This window comes from Ralstonia soli, assembly GCF_023955655.1.
Classification (GTDB): Bacteria; Pseudomonadota; Gammaproteobacteria; order Burkholderiales; family Burkholderiaceae; genus Ralstonia; species Ralstonia soli.
Window position 1 is genome coordinate 411509 of sequence record NZ_JAMXHT010000001.1, and the last position, 20359, is coordinate 431867.

The following is a 20359-nucleotide window of genomic DNA, read 5'->3' on the forward strand; positions in this document are numbered from 1 at the left end:
GGATTGTAAACAATGGCGCAGACGCCGACTCAATCGAATGCCGCATCGACCCCGTCAGCCCGCATTGCGCTGGTGACGGGCGCAGGCCGCCGCGTAGGCCGCGTGATCGCCCTGGCCCTGGCGCGCCGCGGCTGGGATGTGGCCGTGCATTGCCACCGCTCGCGCACCGAGGCCGATGCCGTGGCCGCGGAGATCACTGCCATGGGACAGCGCGCCGCCGTGCTGCAGGCCGACCTGTCGGACGAAGCCGCCGCTGGCGGCCTGATCGGCGACTGCATCGCTGCACTGGGTACGCCCACCTGCCTGGTCAACAACGCGTCGCTGTTCCAGTACGACGTGGCGACCAGCTTCAGCTATGCGTCGCTCGATACGCACATGCGCACCAACGTGGCGGCGCCGCTGCTGCTCTCGCGCGAGCTGCATCGCGCATTGACCGCCGATGATGCGCAACATCGCGGCGTGGTCATCAATCTGCTGGACCAGAAGCTCGACAATCTGAACCCGGATTTCCTGTCGTACACGCTGTCGAAGGCGGCGCTGTCGACGGCCACGATGCAACTGGCGCAGGCGCTTGCCCCCGCGCTGCGCGTGGTGGGCGTGGCACCCGGCATCACCATGGTGTCGGGCGACCAGTCGCAAGGCGGGTTTGCGCGCGCGCACCAGATGACGCCGCTGGGCCAGTCGTCCACGCCGGAAGACATTGCCGAGGCGGTGTGCTATCTCGCCACGGCGCGCGCCGTGACCGGCACCACGCTGTTCGTCGATGGAGGCCAGCACCTGATGCCGCTGGCCCGCGACGTGATGTTCCTCGCTGAATAATTTTTCCCCCGGACGCCCTCATGCTTTCCCTGCTATCCCACCCGCGCCTGTCGAACTGCCGTCGCATGTTTTTGCGCAACTACGAAGTGCAGATCAACATCGGCGTGCACGACTTCGAGAAGAAGGGCGAGCAGCGCGTCCTGATCAATATCGAGCTGTACGTGCCGCTGGAGTACTCGTCGCCCACGGAAGACAAGCTGCACGAGGTGGTGGACTACGACTTCATGCGCGATACCGTGGCGCGGCGTATGGCGCAGGGGCATATCCATCTGCAGGAAACGCTGTGTGATGACGTGCTGACGGCGATGCTCAAGCACCCGCATGTGCTGGCGGCGCGGGTGTCGACGGAGAAGCCGGATGTGTATCCGGATTGTGAGTCGGTGGGGGTTGAGGTGTTTCGGATTAAGGACTGATGCTGGTGGTCCATCCCTGTTTCATCCCCTGCCGGGGCTGACTCACTTTCTTTGTCTTGCCAAAGAAAATAAGCAAAGAAAGGCGCGCCCGAGATGGCGACCCATCCCTTGAATTTCCGTAACCGGGCGGAGACGGGGAAAACTCGCTTCGCTCAGACAGTTCCCCGTCTTTTTTCCTCCCGCTTACACAAATTCAAGGCGCCATCTAGGGCAGGAACGTCAACGGCCAAACCGTCTGAGCGCATGCGTTGGCCGCCAGGTGGGCTCTGATAGGTCTTCAGGTGCTAAGCCGCACTGGCATATTCCCTGCGCTGGGCGTGCAATGCGCCCGCGACGCTGCCCAGCAGGTCGAGCGCCAAGTGCGCCGTGATCCCGCCCTTGTCGTGGCGCGGGTTGTATTCCACCAGTTCGAAGGCCGCGAATCGTGCATCGCGGGCGCAGGCTGCGAGGGCCTGTGTCATGCCGTGGGCGGTGAGGCCATCGGTTTCCGGCGTGCCCACGCCCGGGGCCACGGCGGGGTCGAAGGCATCCAGATCCAGCGTCACGCCAAAGGCCGCGGTGCCCGATGTCACCAGGCGGATGGCGTCGGCCATCACGGCGCGCAGGCCGCTGCGGGCAACCTCTGCGGCGTCGATCACGCGCACGCCCAGCAGATCGAGCAACGCGCGTTCGGCGGGCTCGTAGCTGCGCGCGCCGATTACCACCACGTGCTGCGGCTGCAGCTTGGGCGCGGCGTCGCGAACCTGCGTGAGGGCCGGGGCGCCGTGGCCGAGCAGCGCTGCGAGCGGCATGCCGTGGATGGCGCCGGAGTCGCTCGTCTGCGGTGTGTGGCTGTCGAGGTGAGCGTCGATCCAGATCAGGCCCAGCGGCCCCGCCGGGCGCAGTGCATTTGCCACGCCCGACCAAGTACCGATGGCGCATGAGTGATCCCCGCCGATGACAACGGGCACATGCCCCGCATGCAGGCTGTGCGCCGTCGCATCGGCCAGCGCGCGCGAGAACCCGGCCACGCCGGGCAGCGCCGCCAGCCGGGCAGACCGGCTATGGCCCGCCGACACCGCCAACTCGATGTCGTGCGCCAGCGCGCCGCGTGTGTCCGGCGTCTGCAACCGCGCCAGCGCGCCGGCTTGCAGCAGCGCACGCGGGCCGTCCTTGCAGCCGTCGTCTTGCGCGCCGCAGCCGATGGCCGCGCCGATCAGGTCAATGGTGTTCATGTCACTCCCCTTGCCAGTTCCTGCTCAAGCCGCCTGGCGGCGCGGCCAGCCGGCCAGTGTCTGGCGGATGGCCTCCAGCGCCAGTGCGAGTTCGGCCTCGCCAATCACCAGCGGTGGTGTCAGACGGACCACGTTGCCGTAGGTGTCCTTGGTCAGCACGCCGCGTTCGGCCACCGCGAAGGCGAAGTCGTGCGCGTCGATGTCGGCGTCCAGCTGCAGGCCGATCATCAGGCCGCGTCCGCGCACCTGCCGCACGCCGTGGCCGATGAGCGCCTTCAGTTCGTCGATGAACGCGGTGCCCACGCGCGCCGCACGCTGCGGCAGTTGCTCTTCGATCAGCAAGGCGAGTGCCGCGCGCCCAATGTGCGCCGCGAGCGGATTGCCGCCAAACGTGGAGCCGTGGTCACCCGGCTGGAACACGCCCATGACGGCTTCGCGCCCGGCAATGGCCGACACCGGCACCATGCCGCCGCCCAGTGCCTTGCCGAGCACCACCAAGTCCGCTTCCACGCCTTCGTGCCAGCTCGCCAGCACATCGCCGGTGCGGCCCAGGCCGGTTTGCACCTCATCGCAGACGAGCAGCACGTTGTGCTGCGTGGCGAGTTCGCGCGCGAGTTTCAGGTAGCCCGGTGGCGGCACGACGATGCCGCCTTCGCCCTGCACGGGTTCCATCAGGATGGCGCCCGTGTTGGGCCCGATGGCCGCGCGCAGCGCTTCGGCGTCGCCAAATGGGATACGGCGGAAGCCCGCCGCAAATGGGCCGAACCCGTAGCGGTATTGGTCGTGCGAAGAGAACCCGACAATGGTCGTCGTGCGGCCGTGGAAGTTGTTCTCGAAGACGATGATCTCGGCCACGTCGGGCGCCAGGCCCTTCACGTCGCGCGCCCACTTGCGGGCGGCCTTGATGGCGGTTTCGACCGCCTCGGCGCCGGTGTTCATCGGCAGCGCGCGGTCCATGCGGGTGATGCGGCAGACGTCGGCCAGGAAAGGGCCGAGTTCGGTGTTGTGGAAGGCGCGCGAGGTCAGCGTCAGGCGGCCCGCCTGTTCCATCAGCGCGGCAACGAGTTTCGGGTGGGCGTGCCCGAAGCTGACGGCCGAGTACGCCGACATCATGTCGAGATAGCGCCGCCCGTCGGTATCGAACAGCCACACACCTTCGCCGCGTTCCAGCATGACCGGCAGTGGCGCATAGTTGCGCGCGCCATAGCGCTCTTCCAGGATGTAGCTCGGATGTTGCGTTGCGGTCGTCATGATGGCCTCCGTGCAAGGTACATCGTTCACTTGCGGCGGATTGTGCGATCTGCAAGACTTGAAATCAAATCGAATGTTTTTCGTTTTTCGATCCAAAAAATTGATGGATTAAGGCGTCAATTTTTCGGCCGGTATCTACGTTATGTCGCACTCTCCGCTGCGCTATCTGCATAGTTTTCTCACGGTCGCGAATGAGGGCAGCTTTGTCCGTGCGGCCGACCACCTAGCGGTGTCGCAGCCGGCGCTGTCTTACCAGATGCGGCAGCTGGAGCAGTGGCTGGGCGTGCCGCTGTTCGAGCGCTCGGGGCGCAAGCTTGTGCTCACGCGCGCGGGCACCTCGGTACGGGCATGGTGCCGCGATGCGTTTGCCGGCCTCGATGAGTTGCGCGCCGCGCTGCACAGCGGCGAGGTGGAGCGCGTGTCGCTCAAGCTGGCGAGTGGTTCCAGCTTCGGGCGCTATGTGCTGATGCCGGCGCTGCTGAGGCCGTCGCCCGAATCCGATGCGCCGCTGCTCGACGACGTGCGCCTCGAACTTGCCTTCGGCAGCGACGACGAGGTTTTCAGCCACGTCGAATCGGGCCGTGCAGATCTCGGCTTCGTCTACACACCGCGCACCTCGCGGCTGTTCGAGCACCACGCCGTCTACACGGAAGAATTCGTGCTGGCCTGCAGCGCCCGCGCGCTCCGCGAGCACGGCGCGCCCCGCACGCTGGCCGACTGCGCGGCGCTGCCGTTTGTCACCTATGACGAATCGGATGCGGTGTACGGCCTGTGGTTCAAGGCGCTGTATCGGCGCCTGCCCGAGACGACCGTCAGCGCGCATCACGTGTCGGATCTGGAAGAGGTGAGCACGCTGGTGGAGGCGGGCATGGGCTGGTCGGTGCTGCCGCTGCACGCCATTCAGGATGCGGTGGAGCGCAGTCGCCTGCAGGTGGTACGCCCCATCGTGACGCGGCGCTGCCTGAACACCGTGTTTGCGGTGCGCCGCACGTCGAGCTTTCCGAGCGAGGCGCAGGATCGCCTGCTCGTGCGCCTGGCGCAACTCGATGCGGCCGCCGCGAAAGCCTAGGCATCCACAACGCCAATCCAGCACCGGACAGGAAGCGAAGATTGCGCCTGCACGACGCGCAGGTGTTCGTTGGCGTTATCTTGAAATTAATTAATTCGACAATTAATATTTTCGGCATGGCAACCCGCAAACCTTCCCCCCGGGGCCCCGGTCGGCCCCGTCGTCAACAGGGTTCAACGCAGGACGACCTGCGCGACCGCCTGCTCGATATTGCCGTCGCGTTGTTTGCGCGGGATGGCGTCGGCCCGACCACGCTCGCCGCCATCGCCCGCGAAGCCGGCGTGACGGCGCCGATGGTGCATTACCACTTCAAGACGCGCGACCAGTTGCTTGATGCGGTGGTGGAAGGGCGCATCCGCCCGCTGATCGATCAGGTGACAGGCCCGGCATTGGCGATCATTGCCAGCGATGCGCATCTGCCTGATCTGGCGCAAACCGTGGCCGGCGTGGCGCAGCGTATGGTGGCGGTGGCAACGGCCACGCCGTGGTTTCCGACGCTGTGGATCCGTGAGATCGCCAGCGAGGGTGGCCAGTTGCGCGAGCGCGTGTTCGCGCGCATTGCGCTGGAGCGCGCCACGTTGCTGGTCGATCGCATCGCCCGCGCACAGGCCGCCGGGGCCGTGAACCCGGCCCTGCAGCCGCCGCTGGTGATGGTGTCGGTGATCGGCCTGGCGATGCTGCCGCTGGCCACGCGCGCGTTGTGGGGGCGGCTGCCGCTGGCAGAGCAGGTGAGCGACGAGGCCATCGGTCAGCATGTGGCCGCGTTGCTGCTGCACGGCATCGGCCCCAGTGCGGCGCCTGCGGATGATCGCCCCAAGAAAGCCAAGCCCAAGAGCAAGGGGCGCAAGTAGACGAACGCGATCCATGCATCGCACCCATCGAATCCGGCGGAGGTCGGTATGCGGCAAGCGTTGTGCATCGGGGTAGGGTGGTTGGCGGCAGCCATGACATTGGCCGGTTGCGCCAAGCAAGACACGCACACTCACCAGGGCTACGTGGAAGGCGAGTTTGTCTACGTGGCATCGCCCGTGGGCGGCCGGCTGGAGCACCTGAGCGTGCAGCGCGGGCAGACCGTCAACGCAGGTGTGCCGTTGTTCGTGCTGGAGTCGGTGGACGAAACGGCCGCCCGCCAACAGGCCGCCGCGCAATTGCAGGCGGCCGAAGCCCAGCTCGCCGATCTGAATGTCGGCAAGCGCGTGCCCGAAGTGGATGCGGTGCGTGCGCAACTGGCGCAGGCGGTGGCGGCAGACAGGCTCTCGACGACGCAACTGGCGCGCGATGAGGCGCAATTCCGCGCCGGTGGCATCGCGCAGTCGCAGCTCGATGCCAGCCGTTCGACCGCGCAGAGCAACGCACAGCGCGTGCGCGAACTGACCAATCAACTACGCATTGCACAGTTGCCGGCGCGCAATGACCAGATCCGCGCGCAATCCGCGCAGGTGGAGGCCGCACGCGCGGCGGTGGCGCAGGCGCAATGGCGCCTCGATCAGAAGGCGCAGAAGGCCACGCAGGGCGGGCTCGTGTTCGACACGCTCTATCGCGAGGGCGAGTGGGTCGGCGCCGGTAGCCCTGTCGTGCGCATGCTGCCGCCGGCCAACGTGAAGGTGCGCTTCTTCGTGCCGCAGGCCGTGGTGGGTGCGCTCAAGCCGGGGCAAGCTGCGCGCATCCATTGCGATGGCTGTGCCGCCGACATCAACGCCACCGTCACCTACGTCGCTAACGAGGCGGAATACACCCCGCCCGTGATCTACAGCAACACCACGCGCGACAAGCTCGTCTTCATGGTGGAGGCGCGGCCCGCCACCGCCGATGGCCCGAAGCTGCGGCCCGGCCAGCCCGTTGAGGTGACGCTGCCATGAGCACAGCCGGCAACGCTGACGGGCGCAGCGCGGGCGTGGGGGATTACGCCATCGATGTGCACGGCCTGAACAAGCACTTTGGTGACAAGCACGTCGTCAAAGACCTCTCCATGCGGGTCGCGCGCGGCGAGATCTTCGGCTTCCTCGGCCCCAACGGCAGCGGCAAGACCACGTCGATCCGCATGATGTGCGGGCTGCTCACGCCGGACAGCGGCAGCGGCACGTGTCTGGGCTACGACATCCTCAAGCAGTCGGCGCAGATCAAACGGCGCGTCGGCTACATGACGCAGCGGTTTTCGTATTGGGATGATCTGTCCATCCGCGAGAACCTCGACTTCGTCGCACGCCTGTACGAGATGCCCAACCGGCGCGAGGTGGTCGATCACGCGCTGGAGCATCTCGGGCTGGCCTCGCGCGCCACGCAGTTGGCCGGGGCGCTCTCGGGCGGGTGGAAGCAGCGTCTGGCACTGGCGGCCTGCATGCTGCACAAGCCCGAGCTGCTGCTGCTTGACGAGCCCACCGCCGGCGTCGACCCGAAAGCGCGCCGCGATTTCTGGGAAGAACTGCACCGGCTGGCAGCGGAGGGCATCTCGGTGCTGGTCAGCACGCACTACATGGATGAGGCCGAGCGTTGTCACAAGCTTGCCTACATCGCGTACGGCGAGTTGCTCGCGCAAGGCACGGCTGACGACGTGATCGCCAGTCAGCACCTGTCGACGTGGTCCGTGTCGGGCGGCAATTTGGTCGAGCTCGGCCGCAAGCTCGAAGGCCAGCCGGGCGTGGACCAGACCGTGGCCTTCGGCTCCGTGCTGCACGTGACCGGTGCGGATGCCCAGGCGCTGGAAACCACGCTGCGCAACCTGACGGGCGAATCCGGCATGCGCGCCGAGCCCATCAACACCGGCCTCGAAGACGTGTTCATCCACATGATGAAGCGCTCGTCCGACAACTACGGAGCGCAGACATGAAGCTGAACGGCGAGCGGTTTTCCTTCGTGCGCTGGTGGAGCGTGGTGCTCAAGGAGTTTCTGCAGCTGCGGCGCGACCGCGTGACGTTCGCCATGATGATTGGCATTCCCGTCATGCAGTTGTTCCTGTTTGGCTTTGCCATCAATACCGACCCGAAGCACCTGCTGACCGGCGTGATTGCGGCGGACCAGAGCGAGTTCACCCGCAGCTTTCTGGCCGCCATGCGCAACGCCGAATACTTTGACGTGACCACGACGCTGCCCGACGAAACTGCCGGGCGTGAGGCATTGGCGAAAGGACAACTTCAGTTTGTCGTGTCGATCCCGCCGGATTTCACACGCAAGCTGGTGCGCGGAGAGAGGCCATCGCTGCTGGTGGAGGCCGACGCCACCGACCCGGCCGCGACCGGTCTGGCGCTGGCGTCCGTTTCGCAACTCGTGCAGAGCGTTGTCAGTAAAGACATGAAGGGCGTGCTGTCGCCAATCGCTGGCGTCCCAAGCGGCAGCACACCGCCGTTCGACGTGCGCTTGCACAAGCTCTACAACCCGGAAGGCATCACGCAGTACAACATCATCCCCGGCCTGATCGGCACCATCCTGACCATGACCATGGTGATGATGACGGGCCTGGCCATGACTCGCGAACGCGAGCGCGGCACGATGGAAAACCTGCTCGCCACGCCGGTGCGCCCGCTGGAGGTGATGACCGGCAAGATCGTGCCGTACATCTTCATCGGGTTGGTGCAACTGACGATCATTCTGGCTGCGGCGTACTTCGTCTTTCATGTGCCGTTTGTCGGCAGCGTATGGATGGTGTACGTGGCGGCGCTGTTGTTCATCGTGGCGAGCCTGACGGTGGGGATCACGCTGTCGTCACTCGCGCAGAATCAGCTGCAGGCAACGCAGCTCACGTTCTTCTACTTTCTGCCGAGCATTCTGCTGTCGGGGTTCATGTTTCCGTTTGTGGGGATGCCCAAGTGGGCGCAGGTGATCGGCAATGTGCTGCCGATGACGTATTTTCACCGGCTCACGCGCGGCATTCTGCTCAAGGGGAACGGGTGGGTGGAGCTGTGGCCGAGTATTTGGCCGTTGATGGTGTTTACGGTGGTGGTGCTGGGAATTGCGTTGCGGTTTTATCGCAAGACGTTGGATTGAGGTGGGGGCCATGCGTACGCTTTTGAGGTTTCGTGGTGATGGCGTTGTTGGTGCATCCCCGGTTTCGTCCCCTGTCGGGGCCGACTTACTTTCTTTGTCTTGCCAAAGAAAGGTAAGCAAAGAAAGGCGCGCCCGAGATGGCGACTTCCCCTTGAATTTATGTCGCAGAGAGGGGAAGGGGAAAACTCGCTTCGCTCAGACAGTTCCCCTTCCCTTTTCCTCTCTGCAACAGAAATTCAAGGCGCCATCTAGGGCAGGGTACGGCCAAACCATCTGGGGGCGTGTGTTGGCGCTTGGGGGTGCGCTGGTTGGTGGCGCGTGGGGTGTTGGTGTTGTCTCGGTGACCGCGGTGGCGGTGAGCGGTTGTGCCGTGGGGCCTGACTTCAAGACGCCTGCCGCGCCTACGGCGCCGAGCTATTCCGCACAGCCCGTACCGCGCGAGACAGCATCGGCGCCAACGCTCGGTGGCCAAGCGCAGCATCTGACGGATGCCAATGTGCCGGTTGATTGGTGGCACTTGTTCCAATCGCCCGCGCTTGACGCGCTGGTGGATGAAGCGCTGCGCGCAAGCCCGTCGGTTGTGCAGGCGGAAGCGCGCTTGCGCCAGGCGCAGGCTGAAGCGGAAGCGCAGTTTGGTTATGCGTTGCCCTCGGTGGATGGGTCGGTTTCCGCCGTGCGCCAGCAGATCAACCCGGAGGCGTTTGGTTTCAACACGCCCAAACCGGGGCCGTTCACGCTGTATTCGGCGTCGCTGTCGGTGTCGTATGCGCTGGATTTGTTTGGCGGCGTGCGCCGGGCGCTGGAGGCATCGCGCGCGCAGGTCGATATGCAACGCTACGAGGTGGAGGCAGCGCGCCTATCGCTGGCCGGCAATGTGGTGACGACTGTAGTGCGCATTGCGGCGCTGGACGCGCAGATCGCGACCGCGCAGCGGTTGGTGACAGAGCAGCGCCAGCAGTTGGAGATCGTCGAACGCCGATTGAGCGTGGGCGGCGTCGCGCAGGTCGATGCGTTCTCGCAGCGCACGCTCGTCGCGCAGACCGATGCCACGTTGCCGCCGCTCATGCAGCAGGCTGCGCAGCAGCGGCATCGTCTGTCGGTGCTGCTGGGCCGCGAACCCGGCGCCGGGCTGCCCGAGTTGCCGGCGCTCGACGCGCTGCACCTGCCTGATCCGCTGCCGGTATCGCTGCCGTCCACGCTTGCGCAGCGCCGCCCCGACATCCGCGCCGCCGAGGCCATGTGGCACGAAGCCAGCGCCAACGTGGGCGTGGCCACCGCCAATCTGTTCCCGCGCATCACGCTGTCCGCAGGGCTGGGTTCGGAAACCACGGGCTTCCGCAACCTGCTTGGCGCGGGATCGAGCATCTGGAACCTGGGCGCCGGGCTCACGCAGCCGCTCTTCCACGGCGGCACCCTGCGCGCGAAAAAGCGCGAAGCCGAAGCCGCCTACGACGCAGCCGGCGCCGCCTACAGGCAAGCCGTATTGCAAGGCCTGCAGGAAGTCGCCGACGCCTTGCACGCCGTCAACAACGACGCACAAGCACTGCAGGCAAAAGCCTTGGCAACCGACCAGGCCCAGCAGACCCTGCGCGCCGCCGAAGCCCGCCACGCCGCCGGCGGCATCAGCACGCTAGCGTTGCTGGATGCGCAGCGCCAGGTCGACCAGGCAACGCTGCAACAGGTACAGAGCCGAGCCGATCGCTTGCTGGATTCCGCCGCCCTGATGCAAGCCCTGGGCGGCGGCTGGCAGTAGTAAACCAAATCGCCAACACCAGCACCCAGACGGTGTGGCTGTTGACGTTCTTGCCCTAAATGGCGCCTTGAATTTCTGTTGCAGGGAGGAAAAAGGAAGGGGAACTGTCTGAGCGAAGCGAGTTTTCCCCTTCCCCTCCCTGCGACATCAATTCAAGGAATCTTTCGCCATCTCGGGCGCGCCTTTCTTTGCTTACTTTCTTTGGCAAGACAAAGAAAGTGAGTCAGCCCCGGCAGGGGATGAAACAAGGGATGGACCCAAACCGCAAAACAACTAAACAACCGCCGGCCGCAGCAACCGCTGCTGATACGCCTGCAAATGCGCATAAGCCACCCGCAGCAGCGATACATCCACGCCAATCGCCCGCCCCCGCCGCAGCATGTCCCCCACGATGTGATCCGCCTCCACGCGCGCGCCGCTCTCCAGGTCGCGCAGCATGGATGCCGTCAGCGGCGACCCGGCCTGCGTCAGCACATGCAAGCCGCGCTCGCGCGCTGCCTGCCGGATCGGATACCCCGAAGCCGCCGCCACTTGCTCGCACGCCGCAAACATCGCCTCATTCAGCGCCCGGCCCTCGTCGGTGGCAACGATCTCGCCCACGGTTGCCCGCATCAGGCACGTCATCGCGGCCAGCGATGTGAGGAAGGTAAACTTCTCCCACATGTCCTGCATGACGGTCTCCGCCAGCACGGAGTCAAACTGCGCCGTGGCAAACACATCGCGGATGGCCTCGGTGCGCGCACGCGGCGCATGCGGCGTGCGCTCGCCGAAGGTGATCGAATGCGCAGCCGGGCCTTGTCCATTGCTCAGGTGCAGCACGGCGCCATCCGGCGCGCTGGTCGCACTGATGTGGCAGAGGCCACCCAGCACGCGTGACTCGCCAAACGCCGCATCAAGCCGCTCCAGATGCGCCAGCCCGTTGAGCACCGGCAGCACCACCGTGCGCTCGCCCACCACGGGGCGGATTGCGGCGATGGCATCGTCCAGGTCATAGGCCTTGCAGCTCAGCAGCACCAGGTCGGCTTGGCCCCAGGCCGCAGCCTGGTCTGCGGTGATGGTCTGCACGGGCAGTTGCGCATCGCCGCGCGGACTGCGGATCACGAGTCCGTGTTCGCGCAAGAGGGCCGCCCGTGCGGGGCGCACCAGAAAGGTCACGTCTGCGCCGGCCTGGGCGAGCCGCCCGCCGAAATAGCCACCGGTGCCGCCGGCGCCGAGCACCAGAATCCGCATTGCTGTCGTCATAGGGTTGTATCCATCGAGCAGAAGGGTAGGCAAACGATTCTAGGCCTGTTCTCCGGACCCTGCAGGCGGCGCCCCGGGCGCGCTAAAATGCTGATTTTCCTCACGATTTGACGCCCGTTTGGCCATTATTCAGCGCTGGCGGGGTCGACAAGCCATGACGTTTTCCAACAATTTCCACCGCCTCGAAACCCGTCTGCAGTCGCAGGTCGGCCGCGCCATCGGCGACTTCAAGATGATCGAAGACGGCGACACCATCCTCGTGTGCCTGTCCGGCGGCAAGGATTCGTACACGATGCTGTCGGTGCTGATGGCGCTGCAGAAGCGCGCGCCGGTCAACTTCAAGCTGATCGCCATGAACCTCGATCAGAAGCAGCCGGGCTTTCCGGAAGACGTGCTGCCCACGTACCTGAAGAAGCTGGGCGTGGAATATGTGATCGTCGAGGCGGACACGTATTCGATCGTCAAGGAGAAGGTGCCCGAGGGCAAGACCACGTGTTCGCTGTGCTCGCGCCTGCGCCGTGGCGTGATCTATCGCACCGCCAAGGAACTGGGCGCCAACAAGATCGCGCTGGGCCACCACCGCGACGACATCGTCAACACGTTCTTCCTGAACATGTTCTTCGGCGGCAAGATGAAGGCGATGCCGCCCAAGCTGGCCACCGACAACGGCGACCACATCGTCATCCGCCCGCTGGCGTATTGCGCGGAGAAGGACATCGCCTCGTACGCCCGTGCGATGGAATTCCCGATCATTCCGTGCAACCTGTGCGGCTCGCAGGAGAACCTGCAGCGCAAGAAGGTCAAGGAGATGCTGCTGGAGTGGGAGCGCCAGACCCCGGGCCGCATCGACAACATCTTCGCGTCGCTGCAGAACGTGGTGCCCTCGCACCTGGCGGATACCGATCTGTTCGACTTCAACGGCCTGACCACCGGCCTGGCGAAGATCGGCGAAGACGCGCTCTTCGGCCAGACGGCCTACGACCAGGCGCCGCTGGTGTTTGCCGGCTCGCACGACGACCGCATCGAGTTCGTGCGCTTTGAGCGCAAGCCGGAGGACAAGCCGGCTGACGTGCAGGCCGCCAGCTAAGTCGTCGGGGCCGGGCTCGGCTCGTCCTCGCGCATCAGGTCGCGCGCATCGTTGATCCATCCTTGCAGGCGCTCGCGCGCGTGCTGCTTCTGGCGCGGCGTGGTCAGGTTGGCGATGGTCACGAGCATGGTGGTGTCGGCCTCGCGGCGCAGGCGCTGCTGCACGCCGCGCTCGCCGGGGGCGCGCTGCCATTGGTCGGCATAGGCGGTGAGCCACTGCACGACGGTGGCTTCATCAGGCCGCTCCTGCTGTACCCGGGCAATCAGTGCGAGCCAGACGCGCTGCCGGGCGATACGCTCTTCGTACCGCGCGGGCGTGCTGTCCACCATCGGGGTGATGGCCGCGCGGATGACCGCTTCCTGCTCCGCCGAGAAATTGCCGTACATGAGCCGGGCATCTTCCATCACCTTTTTGAGGCGGGCGCGCAGGCGGTCGTCAGGCGTGTCGCCCAGATAACGGTGGCGGAACCTGGCGTTGCTCTCGTCCAGCTTCTGTTGCACGTGCACGAGTTGCGCAGGCGTGGTGCTCAGCAGCAGGCGGGCGATGTCGGGCTTGGCCCGGTCGAAGGCGGCGCGCCCGAATTGCTGGAAGGCGTCCTGATAGGCGCGGATCTGCGGGGCGGTGACGGGCTCCTGGAGCTCGTCCCGTGCGCGCTCCAGCACCGTCACCATGCGCGGCAACTGATCTTGCTGGTGCCAGGCAAACAAGCGGCCAATGGCCTCGCGCGTGGGGCCGGTCTGAGTGTCCTGCAGGTCGAACTGCCCGTCGACCCACCAATAAGTGAGCCGCGCGCCCTGTTGGTAGCCCAATTTCACGGCGCTGCAGGCGTGCAGGCAGCCCAACAAGATGACCGCCGCCAGCATGACCGGCCAGCGGCTTAACCAGCCCGGTAATGGCGGAATTGCAACAATTCGACCGTTTGACCGGTTCAGGGGGAGGGTGGGCCCCATGTTAAAATTTTTCGTCTGTGTCTTATGCGCCGCAAATGCGCCCCGCAGAAGGGTTTGCAGGCGGTCCGGCCATCCCGGGGGGAGGTGGCGGGCGACGGGTTTCGGGCCGCCATTCGCGCGTTCGGGGTCCCATCGCAGGCTATCGCTTCGCGTCACTCTAGGAACCTCCTTGTGAATATCGTCATCCTTGCTGCCGGCATGGGCAAACGCATGCGCTCCGCCCTGCCGAAAGTGCTGCACCCGCTGGCGGGCATTCCGTTGCTGGCACACGTGATTGAAACCGCCCGCTCCATGTCGCCGACGCGGCTGGTGGTGGTGGTGGGCCACGGCGGCGAGCGCGTGCGCGAGATGGTCGGCGCGCCCGACATCGCCTTCGCCACGCAAGACAAGCAGCTCGGCACCGGTCACGCTGTCATGCAAGCTCTGGACCAGCTCGACGAGAGCGTGCCCACCCTCGTGCTCTACGGCGATGTGCCGCTCACCCGCGCCGAAACGCTGGGTGCGCTGGTCGGCGCCGCCGGCAACGACCACCTGGGCGTGCTGACCGTGCACCTGAACGACCCGACCGGCTACGGCCGCATCGTGCGCGACGCCGCCGGCCGCATTACCCGCATCGTCGAGCAGAAAGACGCCAACGAAACACAGCTTGCCATTCACGAGGTCAATACCGGCATCCTGGTTTGCCCGACGGCCAAGCTCAAGAGCTGGCTGGCCACGCTGTCCAACGACAACGCGCAGGGCGAGTACTACCTGACCGACGTGATCGAGCGCGCCGCCACCGAGGGTGTGCCCATCACCTCCGCGCACCCGCTGGCTGAGTGGGAAACGCTGGGCGTGAACAGCAAGGTGCAGCTGGCGGAGCTGGAACGCATCCACCAGCGCAACCTCGCGCAGCAACTGCTGGAAGACGGCGTCACTCTGATCGACCCGGCGCGCATCGACGTGCGTGGCAAGCTCACGTGCGGGCGCGACGTGGTGATCGACGTCAACTGCATCTTCGAAGGCAACGTCACGCTGGGCGACGGCGTGCGCATCGGCGCCAATGCGGTGATCCGCGATGCGGCCATCGACGCCGGGGCCGAGATCCTGCCGTTCTGCCATATCGAACAGGCCAAGGTGGGTGCCGATTCGCGCATTGGCCCGTACGCGCGTCTGCGCCCGGGCACCGAGCTGGCCGAAGACGTGCACATTGGCAACTTCGTCGAGGTGAAGAACAGCCAGGTCGCGGCGCACAGCAAGGCCAACCACCTCGCCTATGTGGGCGATGCGACGGTGGGCTCACGCGTGAACATCGGCGCGGGCACCATCACGTGCAACTACGATGGCGCGAACAAGTTCCGCACCATCATCGAGGACGACGCCTTCATCGGCTCGGACACGCAGCTGGTGGCGCCCGTGCGCGTGGGCAAGGGCGCCACGCTGGGCGCCGGTACTACGCTGACCAAGGATGCGCCCGAGGGCACGCTGACGGTGTCGCGTGCGCGCCAGACCACGATTCCAAACTGGCAGCGCCCCGTCAAACAGAAGAAGGCAAGCTGACAGGTTTTCTCCTGCGCCGAACAGCGGATGCCGCGTCGGCGCCTGAGCATCGATACTGAATGACCGAGTGCAGCGCACTTTGACTGTGGCGCTGCACCCCAACTGGAGAACACAACATGTGCGGTATCGTTGGCGCGGTTTCCACGCGCAATATCGTTCCCGTCCTGATCGAAGGCCTGCGCCGCCTGGAGTACCGCGGCTATGACTCCTGCGGCGTAGCCGTGCAGCGCGACGGCCAACTCGAGCGCGCACGCACCGTGTCGCGCGTGGCCGACCTGGATACCCAGGCACAGACGAGCCACCTGGACGGTGCCATCGGAATCGCCCACACGCGCTGGGCCACGCATGGCAAGCCGGACACGGTCAATGCCCACCCGCACTTCTCGGGCGACACCATCGCCCTGGTGCACAACGGCATCATCGAAAACTACGAAGCGCTGCGCGACGAGCTCAAGGCCGCCGGCTACGGCTTTGAATCGCAGACCGACACCGAAGTCGTCGCCCACCTGGTCCACCAGGCCTACACGTACCCGAGCAGCAAGACGCGCGGCGACCTGTTCGCCTCGGTGCGTGCCACGGTCAAGCGCCTGCACGGCGCGTATGCGATTGCCGTGTTTGCGCGTGACAACCCCGATGTGGTGGTCGGTGCGCGCGCCGGCTCGCCGCTGGTGGTGGCGATTGGCGAGAACGAATCGTTCCTCGCGTCCGACGCGCTGGCCGTGGCCGGCACCGCCAGTCGCATGGCCTACCTGGAAGAAGGCGACGTGGTCGAGCTCACCCGCGAGGGCTTCACCGTGGCCGACGTGCACGACAACATCGTCGAGCGTGAAGTGAAGGAAGTCGGCACGTACGCCGCCGCCGTGGAACTCGGCCCGTTCCGCCACTTCATGCAGAAGGAAATCTTCGAGCAGCCGCGCGCCCTGGGCGACACGCTGGAAGGCGTGCAGGGCTTCGGCCCCGACCTGTTCGGCCCGGAAGCCGCGCAGGTGCTGCCCAAGGTCGACAGCGTGCTGATCCTGGCGTGCGGCACGAGCTACTACTCAGGCTGCACGGCCAAGTACTGGCTCGAGTCGATCGCCAAGATCCCGACGCAGGTGGAAGTCGCCAGCGAATACCGCTACCGCGAGACCGTGCCCAACCCGAACGCGCTGGTCGTCGTGATCTCGCAATCGGGCGAAACCGCCGACACGCTGGCCGCGCTGCGTCACGCCCGCGCACTGGGCCACACGCACACGCTGGCCATCTGCAACGTGGCGACCAGCGCCATGGTGCGCGAGACGCAGCTCAAGTTCCTCACGCGCGCCGGCACCGAGATTGGCGTGGCCTCCACCAAGGCGTTCACCACGCAGCTGGCTGCGCTGTACATGCTGGCACTGACGTTCGCCAAGCTGCGCGGCCACCTGAACACCGAGCAGGAAGAAGACGCACTGCGCCACCTGCGCCATCTGCCCTCGGCCCTCAACGCCGTGCTGGCGCTGGAGCCGCAGATCATCGCGTGGTCGGAAGAATTTGCCCGCCGCGAGAACGCGCTGTTCCTGGGCCGTGGTCTGCACTACCCGATCGCCCTGGAAGGCGCGCTCAAGCTCAAGGAAATCTCGTACATCCACGCCGAGGCGTACCCCGCCGGTGAACTCAAGCACGGCCCACTGGCACTGGTGACCGAGCAGATGCCCGTGGTGACGGTCGCCCCGAACGACGCGCTGCTCGAAAAGCTCAAGTCCAACATCCAGGAAGTGCGCGCGCGCGGCGGCAAGCTGTATGTGTTTGCCGATGCGGATACGCAGATCCACTCCAGCGACGGCATCCAGGTGATCCGCATGCCCGAGCACTACGGCCAGCTCTCGCCGATCCTGCACGTGGTGCCGCTGCAGCTGCTGGCGTATCACACGGCGCTGGCGCGTGGCACGGATGTGGACAAGCCGCGTAACCTCGCAAAATCGGTCACGGTGGAGTAAGCGGAGTCGCAGTTTTTACCGCGTCTTGAGCTTACTAAAGTTGTGGATTTTTTGACGGCGTAACCCCAAGTGCAGCTTGGCTCCGACTGAAGAGGACAAAAAAATCCGAGTTATGGATTTTTTGGACAAATCGGAACGGAGTCGGCTGGCAGGTTTGACGGGCGGTTGCTTCGCGACGATATTTGCAGTTCACGGGGGTGAGCCATGTCGACGAGCAATCCAAAGAAAACTGTTCCTGCTGATCTACGGGAGTTGGTGTCACGTCCGCCCATCTACCGCTTGCTAGGGGTGGCAGAGAAGCTGCATGGGAAGCATCTCAACGCCGCTTGGAAGGGGCTTGCTGGAGTCCCCGGTGCCGATGAGCCTGGCATTCCAGTGGTCGTGAAGCATTTGCCGAATGCCGGTCAGATTTATATTGAACTGGCATGCGGACTCGCTTCACAGGTTCTCAGTCTTCCCGTTCCTCGACCGGCGCTGGTCTTTGCGGATCTTGATGATCTTCCATCGCATCCGGTGGGGCTCACACGAAACCCCGTCCTGCTTTTCGGTAGCTTGTTCCAGGCAGAGGACCCGTTCACCGCTCAACTAGCTCATCAAGGCGGGCAGGCTGCGGAGTATATTTGGGACCAAGTCTGCGGGGAAAAGGCCGGGCCGGCCGGCTCCGCATGGGACGAATTGGTAGCGAATCCTGATCGACACGTTCAGAATCTTCTGTTCGACGGGACGAAATGGTGGCTTTTCGACCACAATCTCGCCCTGCAGCCTATCTCGAAGCTGTATGCCTCTATCGAGGATAGCAATGCACGTACACAACTCGTCGAGCACACGGCGAGAGTCAATCAGTTGCTAGAGCAGGTGGTCAAGCGTCGCCCGGTAGATCACGGAGTAGAACTAGAGGCGCGGCAGCTCTCCAAGCATGCGCAGAGACTCAAGATCCTCGCGATTGAGATGCGGAAGTGGCGTGTACTACAAGGGCAGGTGTCGGACATTGTACGGATGGCAGCGTTGATTGTGGATTTGATTGCGTTGCGTCTCGAACCGTTGGCATTGCATATAGAAGCGCGGCTGAGAAAACCAAATGCGGAGGCGCTTTGGAACACTTCGATGAACTGAACGCATGGGGAGCGCCGCCTTTCGCTGCGCATGCTGTGCCGATACTCTGGCAACCAAACGAGTCAACTGGTGAGCGATTTGTTGCGGTGGTGGCCCTTCGATACGAGGCTCCTGTCACGGGGGACGCATCAACCCATATCGCGTTTCGACAGCAGCAACTAAAAGCGATGCTCGGCGCCAAGAGAGCGGCATCGGCGTACGGAATTCTTGAACACGTTGCACGGTTCGTTCATCAGCAACTGCTAGATGGGTTGCGCCTCACGGAGCTATCGGCCCCGTTCGATGGCTTTATCGTGGGGAAAGAAGCCCGTGTGCGTGGATACTCGAAAACACAGGTGATCGACACTGCGGTGCGGATGCTCTCAGCATTTGGGACGAGAGACACATATGTCGATGAGCTCGAAACGGTCCAGCGGAACACTGTCCCGACGAGTCGGTTTCTTCGGTCGGTGCGGTCTGTATTCTCGCGCGAGGAGAGTGAGAGGCGCGCCCGGTTCAACCGGAAAGTTGAATGGCCAGGCGCGCCCGAAATTACGCTTGACTACGCACACAATCAACACCTCGTCCAAGTGACAAGCCTGCCTCAATCTGCACCCCACTTGTTGGCCTTGCAAAAAGAGGCCGAGAGCAAGATGTTCGAGTTAGATATTGCGGCGACGCTGTTACGCAATTCTGCTCCGGCGCAGCCATCCATCTTGGTCAACACCGCGGCACTTGCCGACTCTCTGTCTAGGGAGGCCGAGGCGGTTGCGCGGGAACTCCTTGAGCGACTTCGGTTCATGAGCGCACAGAAGAAAATGTCTCTCATTGAAGCGAGAGACCCTACCGAGGGCGCACGCATACTGGATGAGCTAGATGATCGTGCGCGCATCGACGCCAGATCTACAGTCCTGTTCTCCATCTAGCCGGGTTTTCTCAAATCTACCCCACGTACCACGCTGCGCGCCTCTTGCAAGTCGTGTTGATGTAGTTGCTTCGACTAACGTGAGAAGGTTGCCGAACAACAAGCGTGGTCAATTGAACGTCCACGGACAAACACAACGTGCACAAGCAATGGTAGCCGCCGAAGTATTGGCAAGATTTCGAGAGGATGTGCCATCTCTTGTTTCGACAAGAGCACAAGGCCACCCAGAGCTACCTGTATGGGCGTCAGGGCCAAGCGCAGTACGGCGTCGATGTTGCATTGCGTAATGGGTTCTGAATGGGGGCTGATGCATGAAAAGCGTTCGGGGTGTCGTGACAATTGGGCTAGCGCTATGCGCGTTTGGCTGTGAAGAACGTGTCCCCCCGGAAAACACCCCGGCTTTCGACGAACTACACGGTATCGTTAATGATGGAAAGAGGGTCAACGAGATCACACTGATTAACGACAGAGATGGGAGTCACCCCAAACTGCGATTTCCTCCGGAGGTACCAGTCTCGGTCTATACGCCAGATACTCACAATCCAAATCCAAAAACAATAAAAAAGGGTTTTGCGTATCAGGCCAGCGTAACCCTGGAGCTGGACCCCCAGAGGAAACTTGTTTCGATAAGAAGAACGCCCGAGCACTTGGTTTATGACACAGTTGAGATTCGCTTCCGTTCAGGCTTGCTGAATTCAGCATGGGCCGAAGCTACGCTATCGGACCTTCTGCGCCGGTCCTCCAAAGTTGTTGATAAGGTTGAATGGGGGCTCAAGGAGTATATGCCGATAGCTGGTGACACCCTGCACAGCTTCGATTACATACCTCTGGACGATAGTTTCAGGTCAATTGACGGCCGGATATTATGGATTCATTGTTCTGTTGGCGGAACAATGACTTTAGGCAATCAGAAACCAGCAGACTGCGGCAGTAATTTTCATTACAAAAATGGGCTGAGTGTAGTGTACGTTTTTAACGCCTCTCTTATGCCGCATTGGCAGGAAATCTACAGGGAAGTTATCAGGTTCTCAGATCAGGTTCTGGAGCAGTAGACACCGTTGCGACTGAC

Annotated in this window: 18 protein-coding genes; 14 read left to right on the forward strand and 4 right to left on the reverse strand. The window is 64.0% G+C overall.

What is annotated here, in order from left to right; genetic code table 11:
• Window positions 1-12 precede the first annotated feature (12 nt).
• Together NG900_RS01860 and NG900_RS01865 are read left to right on the forward strand one after the other, a co-directional pair.
• Entirely contained in the window at window positions 13-819 is an 807-nt protein-coding gene (locus NG900_RS01860) for an SDR family oxidoreductase (protein ID WP_252676112.1), read from the forward strand.
• 20 nt (window positions 820-839) lie between these two features.
• A complete protein-coding gene (locus tag NG900_RS01865) occupies window positions 840-1232 on the forward strand; it encodes a dihydroneopterin aldolase (protein ID WP_252676113.1) in 393 nt (130 codons plus the stop codon).
• Between the two features lie 284 nt (window positions 1233-1516).
• Here NG900_RS01865 and NG900_RS01870 read toward each other — a convergent pair whose 3' ends face one another.
• Both NG900_RS01870 and rocD read right to left on the reverse strand, forming a co-directional pair.
• Window positions 1517-2446 carry an arginase gene (locus NG900_RS01870; RefSeq protein WP_252676114.1) on the reverse strand — a complete coding sequence of 310 codons (930 nt, stop codon included), beginning with the start codon at window positions 2444-2446 and terminating at the stop codon, window positions 1517-1519.
• Window positions 2447-2470: 24 nt separating this feature from the next.
• Window positions 2471-3697, reverse strand: a complete 1227-nt coding sequence (gene rocD, locus NG900_RS01875) for an ornithine--oxo-acid transaminase (RefSeq protein ID WP_252676115.1) — start codon at window positions 3695-3697, stop codon at window positions 2471-2473.
• 142 nt (window positions 3698-3839) lie between these two features.
• Between rocD and NG900_RS01880 the strand changes: the two genes are divergently transcribed.
• The 6 genes from NG900_RS01880 to NG900_RS01905 all read left to right on the forward strand — a co-directional run bounded on the left by NG900_RS01880 (window position 3840) and on the right by NG900_RS01905 (window position 10500).
• A complete protein-coding gene (locus tag NG900_RS01880) occupies window positions 3840-4766 on the forward strand; it encodes a LysR family transcriptional regulator (protein ID WP_252676116.1) in 927 nt (308 codons plus the stop codon).
• Between the two features lie 116 nt (window positions 4767-4882).
• On the forward strand, window positions 4883-5617 hold the full coding sequence (locus NG900_RS01885; protein WP_252676118.1) for a TetR/AcrR family transcriptional regulator: 735 nt from the start codon (window positions 4883-4885) through the stop codon (window positions 5615-5617).
• A gap of 48 nt (window positions 5618-5665) precedes the next feature.
• Window positions 5666-6625, forward strand: a complete 960-nt coding sequence (locus tag NG900_RS01890; protein ID WP_252676120.1) for an HlyD family secretion protein — start codon at window positions 5666-5668, stop codon at window positions 6623-6625.
• Window positions 6622-7593, forward strand: coding sequence for an ABC transporter ATP-binding protein (locus tag NG900_RS01895; protein WP_252676122.1), 972 nt, complete (start codon window positions 6622-6624; stop codon window positions 7591-7593). The genes NG900_RS01890 and NG900_RS01895 overlap by 4 nt, the downstream gene beginning before the upstream one ends.
• Complete coding sequence (locus NG900_RS01900; RefSeq protein ID WP_252676124.1) at window positions 7590-8747, forward strand: ABC transporter permease; 1158 nt, start codon at window positions 7590-7592, stop codon at window positions 8745-8747. Before NG900_RS01895 ends, NG900_RS01900 begins: the two co-directional genes overlap by 4 nt.
• A gap of 10 nt (window positions 8748-8757) precedes the next feature.
• On the forward strand, window positions 8758-10500 hold the full coding sequence (locus NG900_RS01905; protein ID WP_252676126.1) for an efflux transporter outer membrane subunit: 1743 nt from the start codon (window positions 8758-8760) through the stop codon (window positions 10498-10500).
• Between the two features lie 273 nt (window positions 10501-10773).
• Here the strand turns inward: NG900_RS01905 and panE are convergent, their stop codons facing one another.
• Window positions 10774-11730, reverse strand: a complete 957-nt coding sequence (panE, locus tag NG900_RS01910; protein ID WP_252676895.1) for a 2-dehydropantoate 2-reductase — start codon at window positions 11728-11730, stop codon at window positions 10774-10776.
• Between the two features lie 166 nt (window positions 11731-11896).
• Between panE and ttcA the strand changes: the two genes are divergently transcribed.
• A complete protein-coding gene (ttcA, locus tag NG900_RS01915) occupies window positions 11897-12829 on the forward strand; it encodes a tRNA 2-thiocytidine(32) synthetase TtcA (protein ID WP_252676128.1) in 933 nt (310 codons plus the stop codon).
• Here the strand turns inward: ttcA and NG900_RS01920 are convergent.
• Window positions 12826-13644 carry a DUF6279 family lipoprotein gene (locus tag NG900_RS01920; protein ID WP_252676130.1) on the reverse strand — a complete coding sequence of 273 codons (819 nt, stop codon included), beginning with the start codon at window positions 13642-13644 and terminating at the stop codon, window positions 12826-12828. The genes ttcA and NG900_RS01920 overlap by 4 nt on opposite strands.
• A 306-nt stretch (window positions 13645-13950) precedes the next feature.
• Here NG900_RS01920 and glmU point away from each other — a divergent pair, with 306 nt between their 5' ends.
• The 5 genes from glmU to NG900_RS01945 all read left to right on the forward strand — a co-directional run bounded on the left by glmU (window position 13951) and on the right by NG900_RS01945 (window position 20342).
• The gene (gene glmU, locus NG900_RS01925; RefSeq protein ID WP_252676133.1) at window positions 13951-15318 is read left to right on the forward strand and encodes a bifunctional UDP-N-acetylglucosamine diphosphorylase/glucosamine-1-phosphate N-acetyltransferase GlmU; all 1368 of its coding nucleotides are present in this window, start codon (window positions 13951-13953) and stop codon (window positions 15316-15318) included.
• Between the two features lie 116 nt (window positions 15319-15434).
• On the forward strand, window positions 15435-17273 hold the full coding sequence (gene glmS / locus NG900_RS01930; protein ID WP_252676135.1) for a glutamine--fructose-6-phosphate transaminase (isomerizing): 1839 nt from the start codon (window positions 15435-15437) through the stop codon (window positions 17271-17273).
• A gap of 204 nt (window positions 17274-17477) precedes the next feature.
• The gene (locus NG900_RS01935; RefSeq protein WP_252676137.1) at window positions 17478-18386 is read left to right on the forward strand and encodes a hypothetical protein; all 909 of its coding nucleotides are present in this window, start codon (window positions 17478-17480) and stop codon (window positions 18384-18386) included.
• The gene (locus NG900_RS01940; RefSeq protein ID WP_252676139.1) at window positions 18365-19291 is read left to right on the forward strand and encodes a hypothetical protein; all 927 of its coding nucleotides are present in this window, start codon (window positions 18365-18367) and stop codon (window positions 19289-19291) included. Before NG900_RS01935 ends, NG900_RS01940 begins: the two co-directional genes overlap by 22 nt.
• 310 nt (window positions 19292-19601) lie before the next feature.
• A complete protein-coding gene (locus tag NG900_RS01945) occupies window positions 19602-20342 on the forward strand; it encodes a hypothetical protein (RefSeq protein WP_252676141.1) in 741 nt (246 codons plus the stop codon).
• Window positions 20343-20359 lie beyond the last annotated feature (17 nt).

What these genes read in the sequence shown, in the direction of transcription:
- NG900_RS01860 (WP_252676112.1), top strand. Translation starts at nt 13, where the DNA reads ATGGCGCAGACGCCGACTCAATCGAATGCCGCATCGACCCCGTCAGCC.
- NG900_RS01865 (WP_252676113.1), top strand. Translation starts at nt 840, where the DNA reads ATGCTTTCCCTGCTATCCCACCCGCGCCTGTCGAACTGCCGTCGCATG.
- NG900_RS01870 (WP_252676114.1), bottom strand. Translation starts at nt 2,446, where the DNA reads ATGAACACCATTGACCTGATCGGCGCGGCCATCGGCTGCGGCGCGCAA.
- rocD (WP_252676115.1), bottom strand. Translation starts at nt 3,697, where the DNA reads ATGACGACCGCAACGCAACATCCGAGCTACATCCTGGAAGAGCGCTAT.
- NG900_RS01880 (WP_252676116.1), top strand. Translation starts at nt 3,840, where the DNA reads ATGTCGCACTCTCCGCTGCGCTATCTGCATAGTTTTCTCACGGTCGCG.
- NG900_RS01885 (WP_252676118.1), top strand. Translation starts at nt 4,883, where the DNA reads ATGGCAACCCGCAAACCTTCCCCCCGGGGCCCCGGTCGGCCCCGTCGT.
- NG900_RS01890 (WP_252676120.1), top strand. Translation starts at nt 5,666, where the DNA reads ATGCGGCAAGCGTTGTGCATCGGGGTAGGGTGGTTGGCGGCAGCCATG.
- NG900_RS01895 (WP_252676122.1), top strand. Translation starts at nt 6,622, where the DNA reads ATGAGCACAGCCGGCAACGCTGACGGGCGCAGCGCGGGCGTGGGGGAT.
- NG900_RS01900 (WP_252676124.1), top strand. Translation starts at nt 7,590, where the DNA reads ATGAAGCTGAACGGCGAGCGGTTTTCCTTCGTGCGCTGGTGGAGCGTG.
- NG900_RS01905 (WP_252676126.1), top strand. Translation starts at nt 8,758, where the DNA reads ATGCGTACGCTTTTGAGGTTTCGTGGTGATGGCGTTGTTGGTGCATCC.
- panE (WP_252676895.1), bottom strand. Translation starts at nt 11,730, where the DNA reads ATGCGGATTCTGGTGCTCGGCGCCGGCGGCACCGGTGGCTATTTCGGC.
- ttcA (WP_252676128.1), top strand. Translation starts at nt 11,897, where the DNA reads ATGACGTTTTCCAACAATTTCCACCGCCTCGAAACCCGTCTGCAGTCG.
- glmS (WP_252676135.1), top strand. Translation starts at nt 15,435, where the DNA reads ATGTGCGGTATCGTTGGCGCGGTTTCCACGCGCAATATCGTTCCCGTC.
- NG900_RS01935 (WP_252676137.1), top strand. Translation starts at nt 17,478, where the DNA reads ATGTCGACGAGCAATCCAAAGAAAACTGTTCCTGCTGATCTACGGGAG.
- NG900_RS01945 (WP_252676141.1), top strand. Translation starts at nt 19,602, where the DNA reads ATGAAAAGCGTTCGGGGTGTCGTGACAATTGGGCTAGCGCTATGCGCG.